Below are 16,512 nucleotides of genomic sequence, written 5' to 3'. Positions count from 1 at the left end.
ACATCGGGGCTTCCCCATGATCGACATATGGCAAAACCGTGCCTGTGCCGGGGTGCATTTAAGTCACAATGTTACCGGCTGGTGGCCAGCGAAGGCGCTGGCCGGCCCTCGCAGGCGCCGGAAGCCTGCAATTCATGCATGCGCTCGCGCTCGGTCTTCTCGGCATGCCGGATACATCGCCGCTCGTAGGCGAGCTTGAGCCGGGCGAATTCCGCTGGATCGACGGTCCGCAGGCTTGTATTCCTGAACGTGCAATCGGGCGCGGGGCGCGGCTGGCAATAGGCCGGCTGGGGCCGTACCAGCGCGGCATTTGCCTCCTGCTGGCCGTGCTGCTGAGCGCAGCCGGCGACCGCGCCGGCCGCCACGATCAGCGCGGCGAGGCGCGCGCCCGGCTTTCCGCGCGCCACGGTCCGGTTCGTGAGGACTGATCCAGAATGGGACATGTTGGCTTCCCGGAGCATCGCCGTCGTCCGCGCATACCGCGGCTACGGCGCCTGGCCCCCCAGCCAAACGTCGACACGATGAACGCAAAACTTGAATCGAATCTAAACCGGGCGGAATGACGGCCCCGGGGCGCCCCTGTCCTAGCGGGAGCCGAATGCCTTGAAGGTGATGATGGTGTGGGTGTCCTGGATGCCCGGCAGCACCTGTACCTTCTCGTTGATGAAGTGGCCGATGTCGGTGTCCTTGTCGACGTAGAACTTCACCAGCAGGTCGTAGTCGCCCGCGGTGGAATAGATTTCGGACGCGATCTCGGCTTCCGCCAGCGCATTGGCCACCGTGTAGGACTGGCCGAGCTTGCATTTGATCTGGACGAAAAAGGGCACCATCGCCGAGGTCTCCGAAGGGGGGCAGGCCCGGCCAATAGGCCAAATCCGCGCCGGCATTGCAAGCCGGCTTGCTGACCACAGGCCGCCGCGTTAGGACAGTTTTCATGGCCCCGTTCCAACCAGAAGCGCAGGCCCGGCGATGACCACGCCGATCGCGCTCACCATTGCCGGTTCGGATTCCTCCGGCGGCGCCGGGATCCAGGCCGATCTGAAGACCTTTGCAGCGCTCGGCGTGTACGGCGCCTCCGTCATCACGGCGCTGACCGCGCAGAATACGCAAGGCGTCACCGCCATCCATCAGGTGCCGGCGGAGTTCGTCACCGCCGAGATCGACGCCGTCTTTTCCGATCTCGCGGTGGGTGCCGTGAAAATCGGCATGGTGGCGGAGCTTGCGGTGATCGGCGCGGTCGCGGCCGGCCTGGCAAAATGGCAGCCGAAGCACCTCGTGCTCGATCCGGTGATGGTCGCAACGTCGGGCGATCGTCTGCTGAAGGCGGATGCGGTCGAGGCGCTTCGCACGAAACTCATCCCGCTTGCCTCGCTGATCACGCCGAACCTGCCGGAGGCGGCGGCGCTGCTCGACGAGCCGGTCGCGACGTCAGAGAGCGACGTTGCCGGCCAGGGCAAGAAGTTGCTCGCGCTCGGTCCACGCGCCGTGCTGATCAAGGGCGGCCACGGGCAGGGCGCGGAGAGCATCGACTATTTCGTAACGAGCGCAGGAACGATCCCGCTGCCGGCGCCGCGCGTCGCGACGAAGAACACGCACGGCACCGGCTGCTCGCTGTCGTCGGCGATCGCGGCCGGCATCGCCAAGGGCGAGGACATGGCGACCGCCGTGCGCAACGCCAAGGCGTGGGTCACGGCTGCAATTGCCGCGGCGGACCGCTTCAGCGTCGGTCACGGCCACGGGCCGGTGCATCATTTTCACAGGTTCTACTGAACGTCGTTTGGCGATCGCTGGAACCCGGCGCCGTTAACCATTTCCTTTGGGCAACACTCGCTGTCATTCGCCGAGAGACGACTCCCATGTCGCCTGCTTGTCGCATCGCGCTGTTATTCGGCCACTCAGGGGACGAGCGACTGATTCTCATTGAGGCTCTAGGCCGCGCGGACCGTCATCGACCTGTCATGCGGATCTGTTAGGGCACGTCCATGGGAAGTAACTCCTCGAGTGATGAGAGCCCTGAACGGCGCTTCCGCACTCTGTTTATCTCCGATGTCCATCTCGGAGCCCGCGGCTCGCAAGCCGACCGATTGCTGGATTTCCTTCGCAGCCACGACGCCGACACCATCTATCTCGTCGGCGACATCGTCGACGGCTGGGCGCTGAAGTCGGGCTGGTACTGGCCGCAATCGCACAACGACTTCGTGCAGAAGCTGCTGCGCAAGGCGCGCAAGGGCGCCAAGGTCATCTACGTGCCGGGCAATCACGACGAGTTCCTGCGCAACTATTACGGCACGCATTTCGGCGGCATCGACGTGGTGGAAAACATCATCCACGCCGGCGCCGACGGCAAGCGCTACCTCGTGATCCACGGCGACATCTTCGACCTCGTGGTGCAGAACGCGCGCTGGCTCGCCCATCTCGGCGACAAGGCCTACGACTTCGCGATCCAGATGAATCGCCTGGTCAACTTCTTCCGCCGCATGTTCGGCGTGCCCTACTGGTCGCTGTCGCAATGGGCGAAGCTGAAGGTCAAGAACGCCGTCAACTATATCGGCGCGTTCGAGAAGACGCTGGCGGGCGAAGCGCGCCGCCACGGCGCAGACGGCGTGATCTGCGGCCACATTCACTACGCCACCATCCGCGACGAGCACGGCATTCGCTACATGAATTGCGGCGACTGGGTGGAGAGCTGCACGGCGCTGGTCGAGCACGAGGACGGCACCTTCGAGATCATCACCTGGGCCGATCCGGTGCGCCACGCAACTCCGGTTCCCCGCGTCGCGGCGCGCGCGGCGTGATGAAGATTCTGGTCGCAACCGATGCGTGGCATCCCCAGGTCAACGGGGTGGTCCGGACGCTCGCCATGATGGCGGAATCCGCACAGGGGCTGGGGGTCGCGATCGATTTCCTGACCCCGGAATCCTTCCGCACCTTCGCGCTGCCGACCTATCGCGACCTGCGGCTGGCATTGCCGCGGCCGTCCAGGGTTGCCGAACTGATCGAGCGTGCGGCACCCGACAGCATTCACATCGCGACCGAAGGCCCGGTCGGCTTCATGGTCCGCCGCCATTGCCTCAAGCACGGCCTTCCGTTCACGACGGGCTTCCATACCCGCTTTCCCGATTATGTTTCCGCACGTTCCCCGATTCCCGAGAAATGGGTCTGGAGCGTGCTGCGCGCCTTCCACCGGCCGAGCCAGGCGGTGATGGCGGCAACGCCGGCGCTTGCAAGCGAATTGCGCGCGCTCGGCTTCCGCAATGTGGTGCTGTGGTCGCGCGGCGTCGATACAAGACTGTTCCATCCGCGCGACATCGACATCTGCCTGCCGGCGCCGGTATTCCTCTGCGTCGGCCGCGTCGCGGTGGAGAAGAATCTCGAAGCATTTCTCGATCTCGATCTGCCCGGCACCAAGGTCATCGTCGGCGACGGTCCGGCGCGATCGAAACTGGAGCGCAGGTATCCGCAGGCGATTTTCCTCGGCGCGCGCCATGGCGAGGAACTCGCCGAGATATATGCGGCCTGCGATGCGTTCGTGTTCCCGAGCAAGACGGACACTTTCGGACTCGTGCTGCTGGAGGCGCTTGCCAGCGGCTTGCCGATCGCGGCATTTCCAGTGAAGGGGCCGCGTGACGTCATCGGCTCCGCCGCGGTCGGAGTGCTCAGCGACGACCTGCGCTCGGCCTGTCTCGAGGCGCTGAGCATCCCGCGCGAAGCTTGCGTGAAATTTGCCGCCGCGCATAGCTGGGAAGCTTCTGCCCGCGTCTTCATCGAGCATGCGCAACGGGTTTGCTTCGACGATACCGAGACGGTGCCGGCCGAATTCGGGACGGAAGACCCGCATTTCGTGACCTGATTGCCGCTGATCCGGCTTGTCCGCGATGCGGACGGCGCGATAAGCTGCGCGCATGACCGAACAAAGTCCGAGCCTGCCCGTCAGCGCCGCCGATATCGAGGCGGCCGCCAAGGTGGTCGCGCCATTCGCGGTGCGCACGCCGCTGTTGTCCTTCCCCGTGCTCGACGAACGCGCCGGAACGAAGGTGTTCCTGAAGCCGGAGATGCTGCAGCGGACCGGCTCTTTCAAGTTCCGCGGCGCCTTCAACAAGCTCGCCTCGATCCCGCAGGCCAATCGCGGTGGCGGCGTCGTGGCGTTCTCCTCCGGCAATCACGCCCAGGGCGTGGCGGCGGCGGCGAAGATCCTCAACATGCAGGCGACCATCGTGATGCCGGCGGATGCACCGCTGTCCAAGCGCGAGCGCACGAAATCCTACGGCGCCGAGGTCGTGCTGTACGACCGCGACAGGGAAGACCGCGAGGCGATCGCGGGCGGCATTGCGAGCAAGCGCGGCGCCACGCTGGTGCGCCCCTATGACGACCCGTTTGTTATCGCGGGCCAGGGCACCGCCGGCCGCGAGATCGCCGAGGACATGGCCGCGCGCGGGCTCGTTCCCGACATCGTGGTCGCGCCGGCCTCCGGCGGCGGCTTGATCGCGGGCGTCGCCACCGCCGTGAAATCGCGTTTTCCGGATGCGGAGATCGTCGTCGCCGAGCCCAAGGGCTATGACGACCACGCGCTGTCGCTGAAGGCCGGCCATCGCGAGCCGCATCCCGCGGCCGCGCGCACCATTTGCGATGCGCTGATGGCGGCGATGCCGGGCGAACTGACGTTCTCCATCAACAGCAAGCTGTTGGCGCGCGGTGTTTCGGCCTCGGACGAGGAAGTCGCCGCGGCGGTCGCCTTTGCCTATCGCGAGCTGAAGCTCGTGGTCGAGCCGGGCGGTGCCGTTGGCCTGGCCGCGCTGCTCGCCGGCCGCATCGATGCCAGGGGCAAGAACGTCGTCATCGTTCTCTCCGGCGGCAATGTCGATGCCGACCTGTTTGCAAGGCTCGTCGCTTAAGCGAGATCCCCAAAAATAGAGCGGGGCAGAGCATCGCTGCTCTGCCCCGATCTCGTTGATTGGCGAGTGCGGTTCGATCAGAAGCCGCGGCGCATCTGGTTGCCGCCCATGGCCATGCGGGAGCCACCGTTGTTGGCGCCGAAGGTCATCGTGCGGGGCTGCGCATTGCCCTGGTTCAGCTTGGTTCCCATGGACGGGTTGTTGTTGAGCTTCATCGCCGGGCCGTTGTTCAACTGCGGGTGCTGGTTCGACGGCAGGGTGGTGACGCGGTTGACGGGCATGCTCGTCTTGACGTCGACCCTGGTGGTCTGACCGGAGCCGGTCTGGCCGCCATTGTTCACCGGCAGCGTGCCGATCTTGCCGCCATTGATGCCGGTGTTGGCGGGGCCGTTGTTGCCGTTGTTGCCGTTGTTCACCGGCAGCGTACCGATCCTGCCGCCGTTGACGCCGGTGTTCGCGGGGCCGTTGTTGCTGTTGCCGCCGTTGTTGACGGGCAGCGTGACGATCTTGCCGCCGCCGGTATTGCCGTTGCCGGCGTTACCGTTGTTGCCGCCCGGCGCAGGCAGGGTCACGATCTTGCCGCCATTGGTGCCGGTGTTGCCATTGTTGCCCGGCAGGTTGATGCCGAGACCGCCGACCTTCTGGCCGTTGTTCTGGCCGTTGACGTCACCGATCTTGATGCCTTCCTTCGGCAGGCCGAAATTGACCGGCTGCTTCAGTTGCGGCGCAAGCTGCGGCGATACGATCAGCTTCGTGGCCTGCATCAGCGGAACGACCTTCGGAGCGTTCTGCAGGTTCAGCGCCACCTTCGCATACGGGCTGTCACCGAAATTGTCGGCAAACGTCTTGTAGGCGAACGGCGAGTTGGCGATCACGGCCTTGTGCCAGGCCTGCGCCACCACGAGGTTGCGCAGCAGCCAGCGGATGCGGTCGCACAGCGGGTCGTGCGGATACATCGCGATGAACTGTTCGTAGTAGTGCGGCTGGCCTTCCGAGAGCACGAAATCATAGGCCTGCTGCACCGAACGGCTCGGCAGGTTGGAAGCGGCAGCCACGACCGGGCCGCGGGCGGGCGCACGGGTCGCCGCCACGGCGGTGTCGCCGAAGAAGTAGAAGTCCGAGGTCAGCGACGAGCTTTCCCACGGGATCTGTTTGCCCGCGGTCGAGCCGGCCACGTCCAGGCGAACGCGCTTGAACAGCTGCTCGATCGGCAGGTTCGGCTCGTTCGCACGATTGAGGAACGCCTGGAGATACGGGCTGTGCTCGCCGGAACCGTCGAGCGCTTCGGTGCCCGGCGCGGTCGAGTAACCGACGATCGAGCCGTTCGGCGCGTCGACGATGGCCAGACCCCGGCCGGCGTCGTTGACGCCCGGGAACGGATTGTTGCGGCAGGCGTCGAGCAGCACGATGCGCAGCCGGCTCGGGATCGAATCCAGCGTCGCCATCAGGTCGACCAGGCGCAGCGAGTTGCTGGTCAGGTCGTTCGGCGTGGAGACGTTGGCGTCGACCGGGACGAGGTAGTTCTCGCCGGCGAGCTGCACGCCGTGGCCGGCGTAGTAGACCATGGCCACCGAGTTGGGACCGCGGGCGGCGACCTTGGACGAGAAATCCTGCACGACGCGGATCATGTCGTTCTGCGTCAGGTCGATCGCCGAGGTGACCTCGAAGCCGGCCTTGTTCAGGAACTGCGCCATGGCGGTGGCGTCGTTGTCGGGGTTGGCAAGCTGCGGCGCGTTCTTGTAGTTCGCGTTGCCGATCACGAGCGCGACGCGCTGCTCCGGCCCGCGCAGCAATGACGCCGAGGTGCCTTCGGGAGCGGTTTGGGCAAAGGAACCGGTCACGGAAAAGCCGAACAGGCTTCCCAGGAGGCCGGCATACATCAGCAGTGACTTCAAACGGGACATGACGTCCTCCTCAATCGAATCTCGATGCGAGATTGGTTGCGGTGACGCTACGACCCGGTTCAAGCGGAGTGCGTGAGCTGCATCACGAAGGAACTGGCGCGGAAATGAACGCCGGATAAACGCGATAAATACAGTTAATTGCGGGAAAATCCGGTTATGAGAAAAACGCGATCTTTTCAGCCTGACTCATGCGGCGGATTGGCGCGAGGGGATCGTTGGCGGGCCGGTTCGGCTTGCTGAGAATACCGCTGGCGATCACGGCCGAGCCGATCGAGACGTCGGCCTCACCAATTTGTGTAGATGCCGTGACAGCGTCCGTTGCAGTGGCAACGGCAGCCGGCGGCTCCGGCTGAACCGCGGGTGCGACAACCGGCTCCACGCTCGCAGCGATGGCTTCGTCCGCAACGGCGGCGGGCTCCACGGCCTGCGGCTCCGCCATCGCCGTTTCCGCGATTGCGGTCTCGTCGTCCATCGGTGCGGACATTTCGGCCGCGATCAGATCGAGTACCGCTTCGTCATGAGCGTCGGCGGTGGCTTCATCGACGGCTTCGATCGCGCCGACGACGGCGGCGATGGGTGAAGTTGCCTCTGCGACCGGCTCGACAATGGCCGCCGCGGTGGCTTCGGCAATTTCAGGGACGGGTGCCTCGGCAATTTCAGCGACAGCCGTTTCCGCCACGGTCTCAGCGACAGCGGCGCTCGCAGCCTCGGGCTCGGAAGCTTCCTCGGCCGGTGCGGGGAAGGGCACGACATTGGCGTCACCGGCATTGGCGTCCTGGGCATCCCGCCGTGCCTCGACCGGCGCAGCCTCGTCGCGGGAATATTCGCCGATGCGCGCCTCGATGGCCGCAAAGGCCTGGTCGATCGCCGCGCGCGCTTCGGCCACGGAAATCTGGCCGGTGCTGCTCTCGATGGCGGCGACCTGGGAATCCAGGATGTCGCAGATCCGCCCGTCGGCACCCGTTTCGCGCCAGCGCCACGAGATCTCGCGGATGATCCGCACGCCCCTGGCGATGGGCGCCATGCGTTCGTCGAGGGCAAGCCCGTCGATCCCGGCACTGGCGGAGGCCTGTGCCTCGGTGACGGCCGCGCGGATCGCCGCCAGCGCTTCGGTCAGGTCGGCGTCCGCGGTGGCTTGTTTCTGCGCGGCGAGGCTGTCCTCGATGCGGGCGACGGCATCGAGCACGAGGCGGGTGTCGGCGTTGCGGTTGCGCTTGGCGTATTCGCCGAGAAACCAGCGGCCGCGCGAGGTCTCCATGAAGGCTTCATGGATCGCGGCATAATCCTCCTCGCTCGGCTGCGTGGCGCGCGCCGAAATCGGTGAGAGGGCAAATGCTTCGTCAGCCATGTTAAACTCGGCGCGCAAATCACTGCGCGGTTTGCCATATAACGAACAACATGAACGCACGCGAATCGCAACTGACTTGATGTCCACCCAAGCACAAATCCCCATCGCGGGGCACGCTGATTCGCGGCGATTCGCGCTTGCGCTGGCGGCGTTCTACGCCTCGCTGTTCGGCCTCGTGGGAACGCATCTGCCGTTCTTCCCGGTCTGGCTGAAGGCGGTCGGGATCGACGCGGCCTGGATCGGTATCATCACCGCGCTGCCGGCGATCTCCCGCTTCACGGCGCTGCCTTTCGTCACCAGCCTTGCCGAGCGGCGGCAGGCGGTACGCCGGGCCATCACGGTCACGGCCTTTGCGACGGCGATCGGCCTGCTGGTGATCGGCACGCAGCATCAGGCGCCGGTCCTCTTCGTGATCTATGCCGTCACCTGCTGCGTCTGGACGCCGATGACGCCGCTCACCGATGCCTACGCGCTGCGCGGAGTGCGGCGCTACGGCCTCAATTACGGGCCGCTGCGGCTGTGGGGCTCGGCGGCCTTCGTGGCCGGCGCGCTCGCCTGCGGGCTGCTCGTCGAGGTCGTCGCGGCCAGACACCTGATCTGGGTGATCGCCGCGGTCGCGGTCGTGAGCGCGCTGGTCAGCCTCGGCCTCAAGCCGCTCGATGCGCCGAAGGCGCCTGCGGCCGAAGTCCATGGCGACAGCCGGCTGCTGCGCGATGCAGGCTTCCTTGCGATCATCGCGAGCTCGGCGCTGGTGCAGGGCAGCCACGCCGCCTACTACACTTTCGCGTCGATCGCCTGGCAGCAGGCGGGCTATGGCGGACTGACCATTGCGGGCTTGTGGGTGCTCGGCGTGATCGCGGAGATCGTGCTGTTCTATTTCTCGCCGCGCTTTCGGATGCCGTTCGCGCTGCTGATCGTGATCGCAGCGCTCAGTGCGGCCCTGCGCTGGGCGATCATGGCGCAATCGCCGCCGATTGCGATCCTCGCCGTGGTGCAGCTCGCGCACGGCCTGAGCTTCGGCCTGACGCAGGTCGGCACCATGGGCCTGATCGCTCAGCGCGTGCCCGGCCATGTGATGGCGCGCGGGCAGGGCTATCTGGTTGCCTGCGCCGGCATTGTCACCAGCACGACGGCGATCGCCTCGGGCGCGGTTTATTCGCAGTTCGGCGAAAGCGTCTACTACCTGATGACGGCGATGGCGCTTGCCGCCGCGCTGATCATGTGGCTGTCGCGCCACCGCCTCGCGTCTCAGCCCCACAGCGCGGCCTCCGGCGGATAGACGAGGCTGCCGTCGTAGCGCAGGCCGTCGTGCCGGTCGCGTGCCAGCAACAACGGACCGTCGAGGTCGACGATGCGCGCATACGGCGTCAGCAGCATCGCGGGCGCCATCGCCAGCGACGTTCCGACCATGGAGCCGACCATGATCTCCAGGCCGATCGCACGGGCGGCGTCCGCCATCGCCAGCGCCTCCGTCAGGCCGCCGGCCTTGTCGAGCTTGATGTTGACGGCGTCGTAACGCCCGCGCAGCCCCTCGAGCGAGGCGCGGTCGTGCGCACTTTCGTCGGCGCAGACCGTGACCGGCCGCTCGATCCGCGCAAGCGCCTCATCCTTTCCGGCGGGCAGCGGCTGCTCGACCAGCGTTACGCCGGCATCAGCGCAGGCAGCCAGATGAGCGGCGAGGTCGTCGTGGTGCCAGGCCTCGTTGGCATCGACGATCAGCTCCGATTGCGGTGCGGCCCTGCGCACGGCCAGGATGCGCGCGCCATCGCCGTCGCCGCCGAGCTTGATTTTCAGCACCGGCCGGTGCGCGGCCTTGGCCGCGGCCTCCGCCATCGCCTCCGGTGTGCCGAGCGAGATGGTGTAGGCGGTGGTGCAGGCCCCGGGCGCGGGCCGGCCCAGCAGGTCCCAGGCCCGCATCCCGGCCGCCTTGGCCTCGAAGTCGATCAGGGCACAGTCCAGCGCGTTGCGGGCGGCGCCCGGCGGCATGGCCGCCGGCAGGCCCCGCCGGTCCAGCCCGCGGGCAAGCGGCTCCCGCATCGCCGTCAGCGCGGCCAGCGTGGCCTCCGGCGTCTCGTTGTAGTGGAGGTAGGGGACGCATTCGCCGCGGCCGGAAAAGCCGCCCCGGCTGACCTCTGCCACGACCGTCACCGCCTCGGTCTTGGCACCTCGGCTGATGGTGAAACTGCCGGCGATGGGCCAGCGTTCAATTCTCGCGGCCAGATTTGGGGTTTGGCTGGAAGTCATTTTAAAGTCTGACGATTCTGAACCGTGCGCCGGCTGGCCGTAACCGATAATGGCTGGTACATGACAGATTCGACAAGGCGAGGGGCGGCATGCCGCTTGGCCCTGCGGGCAACCCGCGGGGCGGCGGCGCCGGAGATGGCAGCGTGAACGGCGACCCGACACTGGAGCGGATTGCACGGGGCAACGGGCTGGCGCTTTGCGCGGCCGGTCCCTGGATCGCCCGCCATGCCGCCATCCTGGAAGAGATCGTCACCGACGCCGAGAAGCTCGGCGGCAGCCGGCCCAACATCTTCATCGACGTCTCGCAGGTCTCCCGGCTCGACACCTTCGGCGCCTGGCTGATCGAGCGGCTGCGCCGCAGCCTCACCACAAGGGGCGGCGTCGAGGCGCAGATCGCGGGCCTGTCGGCGAACTATTCCAGCCTCGTCAACGAAGTGCGCCGCGTGAAAGCCGTGCCGCCGGCCGACAGCGAGCCGGTGACCATTTCCGGCATGCTGGACGGGGTCGGCCGCAGCGTGGCCGGGATCGGCGCCACCTTCGTCGACCTGATCGACATGCTGGGCGCCGTGCTCGCCGCCGCCGGCAACGTCTTCATTCATCCGCGCAGCTTCAGGCTAACCTCCACCATCCACCATCTGGAGCAGGTGTGCTGGCGCGCGGTGCCGATCATCGTGCTGATCACCTTCCTGATCGGCTGCATCATCTCGCAGCAGGGCATTTTCCATTTCCGGCAGTTCGGCGCCGATATCTTCGTGGTCGACATGCTCGGCGTGCTGGTGCTGCGCGAGATCGGCGTGCTGCTGGTGGCGATCATGGTCGCCGGCCGGTCGGGCAGCGCCTACACTGCCGAGCTCGGCTCGATGAAGATGCGCGAGGAGATCGACGCGCTGCGCACCATGGGCTTCGATCCGATCGAGGTGCTGATCCTGCCGCGCATGCTGGCGCTGGTGCTGGCGCTGCCGATCCTCGCCTTCCTCGGCGCGATGGCCGCGCTCTATGGCGGCGGGCTCGTCGCCTGGCTCTATGGCGGCGTCGATCCCGAAGCCTTCCTGCTGCGCCTGCGCGACGCCATCTCGATCAATCATTTCGTGGTCGGCCTCATCAAGGCGCCGGTCATGGCCGCGGTCATCGGCATCGTCGCCTGCGTCGAGGGGCTCGCCGTGCAGGGCAGCGCGGAATCGCTCGGCCAGCACACCACGTCGTCGGTGGTGAAGGGCATCTTCTTCGTGATCGTGATGGACGGCGTGTTCGCGATCTTCTTCGCTGCGATCGGGATTTGACGATGGCACTCGCACCCCAATCCGATGCCATCATCCGGGTCCGCGACATCACCGTGCAGTTCGGCAACACGCGGATCCTCGACGGGCTCAACCTCGACGTCAAACGCGGCGAGATCCTCGGCTTCGTCGGCCCTTCCGGCGCGGGCAAATCGGTACTGACCCGCACCATCATCGGCCTGGTGCCGAAAGTCGCAGGCCGTATCGAGGTGTTCGGCGTCGATCTGGACGCGGCCGACGCCAACCAGCGCCGCGCGGTGGAGCGCCGCTGGGGCATCCTGTTTCAACAGGGCGCGCTGTTCTCCTCGCTCACGGTGCGGCAGAACATCCAGTTCCCGGTGCGCGAATATCTCGACGTATCGCAGCAGCTGCTCGACGAGATCATGGTGGCGAAGCTCGTGATGGTTGGCCTCAGGCCCGAAGTCGCCGACCGCTACCCTTCCGAACTTTCCGGCGGCATGGTCAAGCGCGTGGCGCTGGCGCGTGCGCTGGCGCTCGATCCGGAACTTGTGTTCCTCGACGAGCCGACCTCGGGGCTCGACCCGATCGGCGCCGGCGATTTCGACGACCTGGTCCGCACCCTGCAGCGCACTTTGGGCCTGACCGTTTTCATGGTAACCCACGACCTCGACAGCCTCTACACGGCGTGCGACCGCATCGCGGTTCTGGGCAACGGCAAGATCGTTGCTGCAGGATCGATCGCGGACATGAAGGCCTCGCAACAGCCCTGGCTGAAGCAGTATTTCAACGGCAAGCGCGCCCGCGCCGTGGTGGTCTAGGAGCAGCATTCGATGGAAACCCGGGCGAACTACGTCCTGATCGGCGCCTTCACGCTGGCGGTGATCGCGGCTGCGTTCGGCTTCGTGCTCTGGTTCCAGAGCCTGCACACCACCAAAGCGAGGAGCCCGCTGCGAGTCGTGTTCGAGGGTCCGGCCTCAGGCCTGCGCAATGGCGGCAGCGTCAATTTCAACGGTATCCGGATAGGGGAAGTGATCTCGGTGAAGCTCGACAATCCGCGTCGCGTTGTCGCGCTGGCCATGGTCGAGAACAAGGCCCCGATCCGCAAGGACACCATGGTCGGCCTCGAGTTCCAGGGCCTGACGGGCGTCGCCGCGATCTCGCTCAAGGGCGGCGAGGAAACGGCACCCGCGGTGCCGCTGGACGAGGACGGCGTGCCGGTGCTGACGGCCGACCCCAACGCATTGCAGGACGTCACCGAGGCGATCCGCGCCACCCTGCAGAACGTCAACCGCCTGGTCGCCGACAACCAGCAGTCGGTGAAGAACTCGCTGCATAATCTGGAAACCTTCACCGGCGCGCTGGCGCGCAATTCCGAAAAGATCGACAACGTGATGGCCCGCGTCGACGGCGTGATGGGCAAGGCCGACAGCCTGATGCTCGGGCTGAACTCGATCGGCGGCGGCGCCACCGGCGGCGAGCTGGCGGCGATGGTGAAGGCGATCAAGGATCTCGCCGAAGATTTCGACAAGCGCTCCGGCGCGCTGATGGCCGACGGCCGCCGCACCCTCGGCGACATCAGCCGCGCCGTGAACAATTTCGACCGCAACCCGAGCCGCGTCATTTTCGGCGGCGGCAGCGCCGCGCCGGAGCAACAGCAGACGCCGCCGCGGGCCGCGCCCACCGCCGGCACCCAGCCGCCGCGGCGCGCGCAGTAGGTACTGCTGTCATGCCCCGCGCATGCGGGGCATCCAGTACGCCGGGCTGTGGAAGCGAGGGCGCAAGCTTCATTTGGGCCCTCGCTTCGGGGGACGGTCAGGCTGCTTCCGCAGTTTCCGCATGAAGATTGACTTCGGTCTCTGCGATTTGCGTGAGGGTGGAATCGGTGTTCTTTTCCTCCTTCAGCGTCGCATCCAGGAGCTTCACGGCATCCCTGTAACCCAGTTCGTCGGCCCAGCACTTCAACGTGCCATAGCGCGAAATCTCGTAGTGCTCGACGGCCTGCGCCGCGGCGAGCAGCCCGGCGTCGAGTGCCGGCATCCCCTTGTATTCCGACATGACTTCCTTGCCCTCTTCGAGGATTCCCATAATGGCATCGCACGTCTTGCCCTTCGGGCTTTCGTCGATAGAGGCGAACACCTGTTCGAGACGGTCGATCTGGCCCTCGGTCTCGACCTGATGCTTTTCGAGCGCGGCGCGAAGCCTGGCGGACTGGGCGGCCTTGGCCATCTTGGGCAACGACGACAGGATCTTCTTTTCGGCGAAGTAGATGTCCTTCAGCGTGTCGAGAAACAGGTCTTTCAGTTCTTTTTCTTTTGCCATTGCGGCCTCCGGTTCGGGGTGATTACGCAGCTAGAACAGCCGCCGGAACTGCTCGTTCCAGAATCAGGAAAAGAAAGTCCCGTGTAATGCTGAGCTGTCATTGCAACCGGCGCGCAGGCAGTCGCGCCGTTGGAATTGGACCCTCCGTCTGGCTGCTATCGGCAAACCATTGTCATGCTGCGGCGCAACGAAGGGTCCGGGAAAAGCAAAAAATTTTTCGATCACCCCTTGAAACCAAAACCGGCTTTTCCAGATTTTTCTTCGCCACCGCCGAGGTGGCGCCGGACGCCTGATGGGTCCGGCCGTGAGACGGGCACCGGTCGTGTCCGGTGCCGCTCGTAACCAACTTGCTCCGTGGAGGATTTGGCTATGCGCAACTACGACTTTGCTCCCTTCTGGCGTTCGACCATCGGCTTCGACCGCCTGTTCGACCTCGTCGAGACCGCCCAGCGGGCCGGCGAGGACAACTATCCCCCCTACAACATCGAACGGCTTGCGGAAGACCGCTACCAGATCGCGCTCGCGGTCGCAGGCTTTGCGCCCGACGAGATTTCGGTCACTGCCGAGCAAAACGTCGTCACCATCGAAGGCGGCAAGAATGACAAGGCCGAGCGTGAATACATCTATCGCGGCATCTCGGCGCGTCCGTTCAGGCGCCAGTTCAATCTCGCCGACTATGTGCAGGTGAAGAACGCGGCCTTCGACAACGGCTTGCTGAAGATCGAACTGGTCAGGGAAGTGCCGGAGGCGATGAAGCCGCGGCGCATTCCGATCGGAGGAGCGCCTGCCGGCAAAGTCCAGCAGATCGAGGCGAAGGCGGCGTAACCGCATGAAGCGGTTTCCGCCTCAACGCCTGCAGCTTCCCGCCCGCCTGTCGCGGGCGGGAAGGGCAATGCTTGTTCATCAAGATACGGGGAAGACCGATGATCGATCATGCCGACAATGTGGTTGATTTGAATGCCATCCTGCATCCTGCTTCCGTCTACGACCATCCGCGCGACGTGGTGGCGGACGCCAGGCTCTCGATTTCGGAGAAGCGTGCCATCCTGGCGTCGTGGGCGTCCGACGCCGCCGCCGTGATGTCCAATCCGGCGCTGCGCGAGATCCCGGGATCGAAGCGCATCGTGACCGTGGACGAGGTGCTCGACGCACTCGCTGCGCTCGACGGCGGCCCGCCGCACGGACCGCCTGGCGGCCGGCCAAATCGCCTGAAGTCCATTTCGCGAATTGCGATGGCGGCGTGACTGCGGCCGATTGACCGCGGTGGAACGTTGCCTCGCTTCGCCGGTTGCACCTGCTGATCTCAACAGGGAGAGCAGCAATGGACTGGAACCGCGTCGAGGGAAACTGGAAGCAGGTCAAGGGCAAGGTCAAGGAGCAGTGGGGCAAGCTGACCGATGACGATCTCGATGTCATCGACGGCAAGCAGGAACAGCTCGAAGGCCGCCTGCAGCAGCGCTACGGCTACGCCAAGGACCAGGCGCAGAAGGAAGTGAACGCCTGGTTCGGCCGCCAGAAATGGTGACCGTTCCGCCGAAGAAAAGCCCCGGTTCGCCGGGGCTTTTCGTTTGTGCCATCCAACACTGCCGCGGTTCCAGATAGCGGCAAATCGCCCCCTATTAATATTACCCCTTAACCGAACATTAAGGATAGATTTGCGGCTGCGAAGGCTGCGGCCTAGCGTGCGACAAGTATTGTAGAGTCAACGAGTTGGTGCGTGCCATGACGCTCAAAATGTTCGGAATTGTTGCCTCGCTGAGCGCCGCTGCGCTCGCGCTTTCAGCGGGCGAGACGTTCGCCAAGGGCAAGGGCGCACCGGCTGCCGTGCCCTTCGTGACGCCCGGTGTCCCGCTCGGCGCAAAACCGTTCGCCCATCATCATCGCCGCGGCTTCGCCGGCGGCCTCTGGCCGGCAGGCGGCTACTACTATGGCGGCGCGCCCTATGGCGAGCCGCTGGCGGCTTCGTCGCTGCCGCTGCCGACCGACATCAATTACAACTACACCTACAAGCAGGACGTGCCGTGGGACTCGGTGCATCGCTTCCCGCCGATGGTCGCACCGGCGGACCGGCCCTATGTGTCGAGTTGTTCGACCGAAGTGGTGACGGTGCCCGGCCGCAGCGGCGAGCAGACGGTCAACGTGATGCGGTGTTATTGACCGCGGCGTCGATTGCCGACGACGGCATTTCCAAGCACGACGAAGCCCCGCCACCGCGGGGCTTTTGTTTTGCAACGTTGCCGTAGGATGGGTTGAGCCTCTTCGCGAAACCCATCGTTCTCGCCGTGCCGTTGATGGGTTTCGCTTGCGCTCAACCCATCCTACGAACTCACCCGCGGCCCATCCTCCGAGACGCCGCTTCGCGGCTCCTCAGGATGAGGTCCTTGGTTGTGGCTCCATCGTCATTGCGAGCGAAGCGAAGCAATCCATGTCGCCGCGAGCGGAGGCGTGGATTGCCTCCGCCTTCGCGCTGAGGGCGCTTCAGCGGACTTGAACCCGGCGTAGCTTGCCAGCAAGCCTAGACGGGTCGTCGTTGTCGCTCCTTACAATGACGCCGATGCAAGCTGCGC

18 protein-coding genes are annotated in these 16,512 nt (G+C 65.6%); 12 read left to right on the top strand and 6 right to left on the bottom strand.

Annotated features, from left to right (window positions below):
* Positions 1 to 71: 71 nt before the first annotated feature.
* Both HZB49_RS16350 and HZB49_RS16345 read right to left on the bottom strand, forming a co-directional pair.
* Positions 72 to 443, bottom strand: a complete 372-nt coding sequence (locus tag HZB49_RS16350) for a hypothetical protein (protein ID WP_291613133.1) — start codon at positions 441 to 443, stop codon at positions 72 to 74.
* A gap of 141 nt (positions 444 to 584) precedes the next feature.
* Positions 585 to 830: an Lrp/AsnC ligand binding domain-containing protein gene (locus HZB49_RS16345; protein ID WP_291613131.1), complete on the bottom strand. Its 246-nt coding sequence runs from the start codon at positions 828 to 830 to the stop codon at positions 585 to 587.
* 139 nt (positions 831 to 969) lie between these two features.
* Here HZB49_RS16345 and thiD point away from each other — a divergent pair, with 139 nt between their 5' ends.
* The 4 genes from thiD to HZB49_RS16325 all read left to right on the top strand — a co-directional run bounded on the left by thiD (position 970) and on the right by HZB49_RS16325 (position 4,892).
* On the top strand, positions 970 to 1,770 hold the full coding sequence (gene thiD / locus HZB49_RS16340; RefSeq protein WP_291613129.1) for a bifunctional hydroxymethylpyrimidine kinase/phosphomethylpyrimidine kinase: 801 nt from the start codon (positions 970 to 972) through the stop codon (positions 1,768 to 1,770).
* Between the two features lie 212 nt (positions 1,771 to 1,982).
* Positions 1,983 to 2,795 (top strand): UDP-2,3-diacylglucosamine diphosphatase, encoded by an 813-nt coding sequence (locus HZB49_RS16335; RefSeq protein WP_291613127.1) that lies wholly within the window; start codon positions 1,983 to 1,985, stop codon positions 2,793 to 2,795.
* Positions 2,795 to 3,850, top strand: a complete 1,056-nt coding sequence (locus HZB49_RS16330) for a glycosyltransferase family 1 protein (RefSeq protein ID WP_291613339.1) — start codon at positions 2,795 to 2,797, stop codon at positions 3,848 to 3,850. The genes HZB49_RS16335 and HZB49_RS16330 overlap by 1 nt, the downstream gene beginning before the upstream one ends.
* A 52-nt stretch (positions 3,851 to 3,902) precedes the next feature.
* Positions 3,903 to 4,892 (top strand): threonine/serine dehydratase, encoded by a 990-nt coding sequence (locus HZB49_RS16325; protein WP_291613125.1) that lies wholly within the window; start codon positions 3,903 to 3,905, stop codon positions 4,890 to 4,892.
* A 77-nt stretch (positions 4,893 to 4,969) separates the two neighbouring features.
* On the opposite strand, the gene HZB49_RS16320 is transcribed toward HZB49_RS16325, so the two are convergent.
* Both HZB49_RS16320 and HZB49_RS16315 read right to left on the bottom strand, forming a co-directional pair.
* The gene (locus tag HZB49_RS16320) at positions 4,970 to 6,796 is read right to left on the bottom strand and encodes a caspase family protein (protein ID WP_291613123.1); all 1,827 of its coding nucleotides are present in this window, start codon (positions 6,794 to 6,796) and stop codon (positions 4,970 to 4,972) included.
* A 154-nt stretch (positions 6,797 to 6,950) separates the two neighbouring features.
* Positions 6,951 to 8,144 carry a hypothetical protein gene (locus HZB49_RS16315; protein ID WP_291613121.1) on the bottom strand — a complete coding sequence of 398 codons (1,194 nt, stop codon included), beginning with the start codon at positions 8,142 to 8,144 and terminating at the stop codon, positions 6,951 to 6,953.
* Positions 8,145 to 8,223: 79 nt separating this feature from the next.
* On the opposite strand from HZB49_RS16315, the gene HZB49_RS16310 reads away from it, so the two are divergent.
* Positions 8,224 to 9,423: an MFS transporter gene (locus tag HZB49_RS16310; RefSeq protein WP_291613119.1), complete on the top strand. Its 1,200-nt coding sequence runs from the start codon at positions 8,224 to 8,226 to the stop codon at positions 9,421 to 9,423.
* Here the strand turns inward: HZB49_RS16310 and dgcA are convergent.
* The gene (gene dgcA / locus HZB49_RS16305) at positions 9,393 to 10,388 is read right to left on the bottom strand and encodes an N-acetyl-D-Glu racemase DgcA (RefSeq protein ID WP_291613116.1); all 996 of its coding nucleotides are present in this window, start codon (positions 10,386 to 10,388) and stop codon (positions 9,393 to 9,395) included. The genes HZB49_RS16310 and dgcA overlap by 31 nt on opposite strands.
* 143 nt (positions 10,389 to 10,531) lie before the next feature.
* Here dgcA and HZB49_RS16300 point away from each other — a divergent pair, with 143 nt between their 5' ends.
* From HZB49_RS16300 to HZB49_RS16290, 3 genes are read left to right on the top strand one after another with little or no spacing between them, the layout of a single operon-like run.
* Positions 10,532 to 11,668, top strand: a complete 1,137-nt coding sequence (locus tag HZB49_RS16300; RefSeq protein ID WP_291613114.1) for an ABC transporter permease — start codon at positions 10,532 to 10,534, stop codon at positions 11,666 to 11,668.
* Between the two features lie 2 nt (positions 11,669 to 11,670).
* On the top strand, positions 11,671 to 12,444 hold the full coding sequence (locus HZB49_RS16295; protein ID WP_291613112.1) for an ABC transporter ATP-binding protein: 774 nt from the start codon (positions 11,671 to 11,673) through the stop codon (positions 12,442 to 12,444).
* A 12-nt stretch (positions 12,445 to 12,456) separates the two neighbouring features.
* A complete protein-coding gene (locus tag HZB49_RS16290) occupies positions 12,457 to 13,341 on the top strand; it encodes an MlaD family protein (protein WP_291613110.1) in 885 nt (294 codons plus the stop codon).
* A 97-nt stretch (positions 13,342 to 13,438) separates the two neighbouring features.
* On the opposite strand, the gene HZB49_RS16285 is transcribed toward HZB49_RS16290, so the two are convergent.
* Entirely contained in the window at positions 13,439 to 13,945 is a 507-nt protein-coding gene (locus tag HZB49_RS16285) for a DUF892 family protein (protein ID WP_291613107.1), read from the bottom strand.
* Between the two features lie 369 nt (positions 13,946 to 14,314).
* Between HZB49_RS16285 and HZB49_RS16280 the strand changes: the two genes are divergently transcribed.
* From HZB49_RS16280 to HZB49_RS16265, 4 genes are all read left to right on the top strand, one after another.
* The gene (locus tag HZB49_RS16280) at positions 14,315 to 14,770 is read left to right on the top strand and encodes an Hsp20 family protein (protein WP_291613105.1); all 456 of its coding nucleotides are present in this window, start codon (positions 14,315 to 14,317) and stop codon (positions 14,768 to 14,770) included.
* 98 nt (positions 14,771 to 14,868) lie between these two features.
* A complete protein-coding gene (locus HZB49_RS16275) occupies positions 14,869 to 15,189 on the top strand; it encodes a hypothetical protein (RefSeq protein WP_291613104.1) in 321 nt (106 codons plus the stop codon).
* Between the two features lie 77 nt (positions 15,190 to 15,266).
* The gene (locus HZB49_RS16270; protein WP_291613101.1) at positions 15,267 to 15,470 is read left to right on the top strand and encodes a CsbD family protein; all 204 of its coding nucleotides are present in this window, start codon (positions 15,267 to 15,269) and stop codon (positions 15,468 to 15,470) included.
* 197 nt (positions 15,471 to 15,667) lie between these two features.
* Complete coding sequence (locus HZB49_RS16265; RefSeq protein WP_291613100.1) at positions 15,668 to 16,102, top strand: hypothetical protein; 435 nt, start codon at positions 15,668 to 15,670, stop codon at positions 16,100 to 16,102.
* Positions 16,103 to 16,512 lie beyond the last annotated feature (410 nt).

The sequence above is a fragment of the Bradyrhizobium sp. genome (genome assembly GCF_016219575.1).
Taxonomy (GTDB): Bacteria; Pseudomonadota; Alphaproteobacteria; order Rhizobiales; family Xanthobacteraceae; genus Bradyrhizobium.
This window is presented reverse-complemented; position numbering and strand designations above follow the sequence as displayed.

What these genes read in the sequence shown, in the direction of transcription:
- HZB49_RS16350 (WP_291613133.1), bottom strand. Translation starts at nt 443, where the DNA reads ATGTCCCATTCTGGATCAGTCCTCACGAACCGGACCGTGGCGCGCGGA.
- HZB49_RS16345 (WP_291613131.1), bottom strand. Translation starts at nt 830, where the DNA reads ATGGTGCCCTTTTTCGTCCAGATCAAATGCAAGCTCGGCCAGTCCTAC.
- thiD (WP_291613129.1), top strand. Translation starts at nt 970, where the DNA reads ATGACCACGCCGATCGCGCTCACCATTGCCGGTTCGGATTCCTCCGGC.
- HZB49_RS16335 (WP_291613127.1), top strand. Translation starts at nt 1,983, where the DNA reads ATGGGAAGTAACTCCTCGAGTGATGAGAGCCCTGAACGGCGCTTCCGC.
- HZB49_RS16330 (WP_291613339.1), top strand. Translation starts at nt 2,795, where the DNA reads ATGAAGATTCTGGTCGCAACCGATGCGTGGCATCCCCAGGTCAACGGG.
- HZB49_RS16325 (WP_291613125.1), top strand. Translation starts at nt 3,903, where the DNA reads ATGACCGAACAAAGTCCGAGCCTGCCCGTCAGCGCCGCCGATATCGAG.
- HZB49_RS16320 (WP_291613123.1), bottom strand. Translation starts at nt 6,796, where the DNA reads ATGTCCCGTTTGAAGTCACTGCTGATGTATGCCGGCCTCCTGGGAAGC.
- HZB49_RS16315 (WP_291613121.1), bottom strand. Translation starts at nt 8,144, where the DNA reads ATGGCTGACGAAGCATTTGCCCTCTCACCGATTTCGGCGCGCGCCACG.
- HZB49_RS16310 (WP_291613119.1), top strand. Translation starts at nt 8,224, where the DNA reads ATGTCCACCCAAGCACAAATCCCCATCGCGGGGCACGCTGATTCGCGG.
- dgcA (WP_291613116.1), bottom strand. Translation starts at nt 10,388, where the DNA reads ATGACTTCCAGCCAAACCCCAAATCTGGCCGCGAGAATTGAACGCTGG.
- HZB49_RS16295 (WP_291613112.1), top strand. Translation starts at nt 11,671, where the DNA reads ATGGCACTCGCACCCCAATCCGATGCCATCATCCGGGTCCGCGACATC.
- HZB49_RS16290 (WP_291613110.1), top strand. Translation starts at nt 12,457, where the DNA reads ATGGAAACCCGGGCGAACTACGTCCTGATCGGCGCCTTCACGCTGGCG.
- HZB49_RS16285 (WP_291613107.1), bottom strand. Translation starts at nt 13,945, where the DNA reads ATGGCAAAAGAAAAAGAACTGAAAGACCTGTTTCTCGACACGCTGAAG.
- HZB49_RS16280 (WP_291613105.1), top strand. Translation starts at nt 14,315, where the DNA reads ATGCGCAACTACGACTTTGCTCCCTTCTGGCGTTCGACCATCGGCTTC.
- HZB49_RS16275 (WP_291613104.1), top strand. Translation starts at nt 14,869, where the DNA reads ATGATCGATCATGCCGACAATGTGGTTGATTTGAATGCCATCCTGCAT.
- HZB49_RS16270 (WP_291613101.1), top strand. Translation starts at nt 15,267, where the DNA reads ATGGACTGGAACCGCGTCGAGGGAAACTGGAAGCAGGTCAAGGGCAAG.
- HZB49_RS16265 (WP_291613100.1), top strand. Translation starts at nt 15,668, where the DNA reads ATGACGCTCAAAATGTTCGGAATTGTTGCCTCGCTGAGCGCCGCTGCG.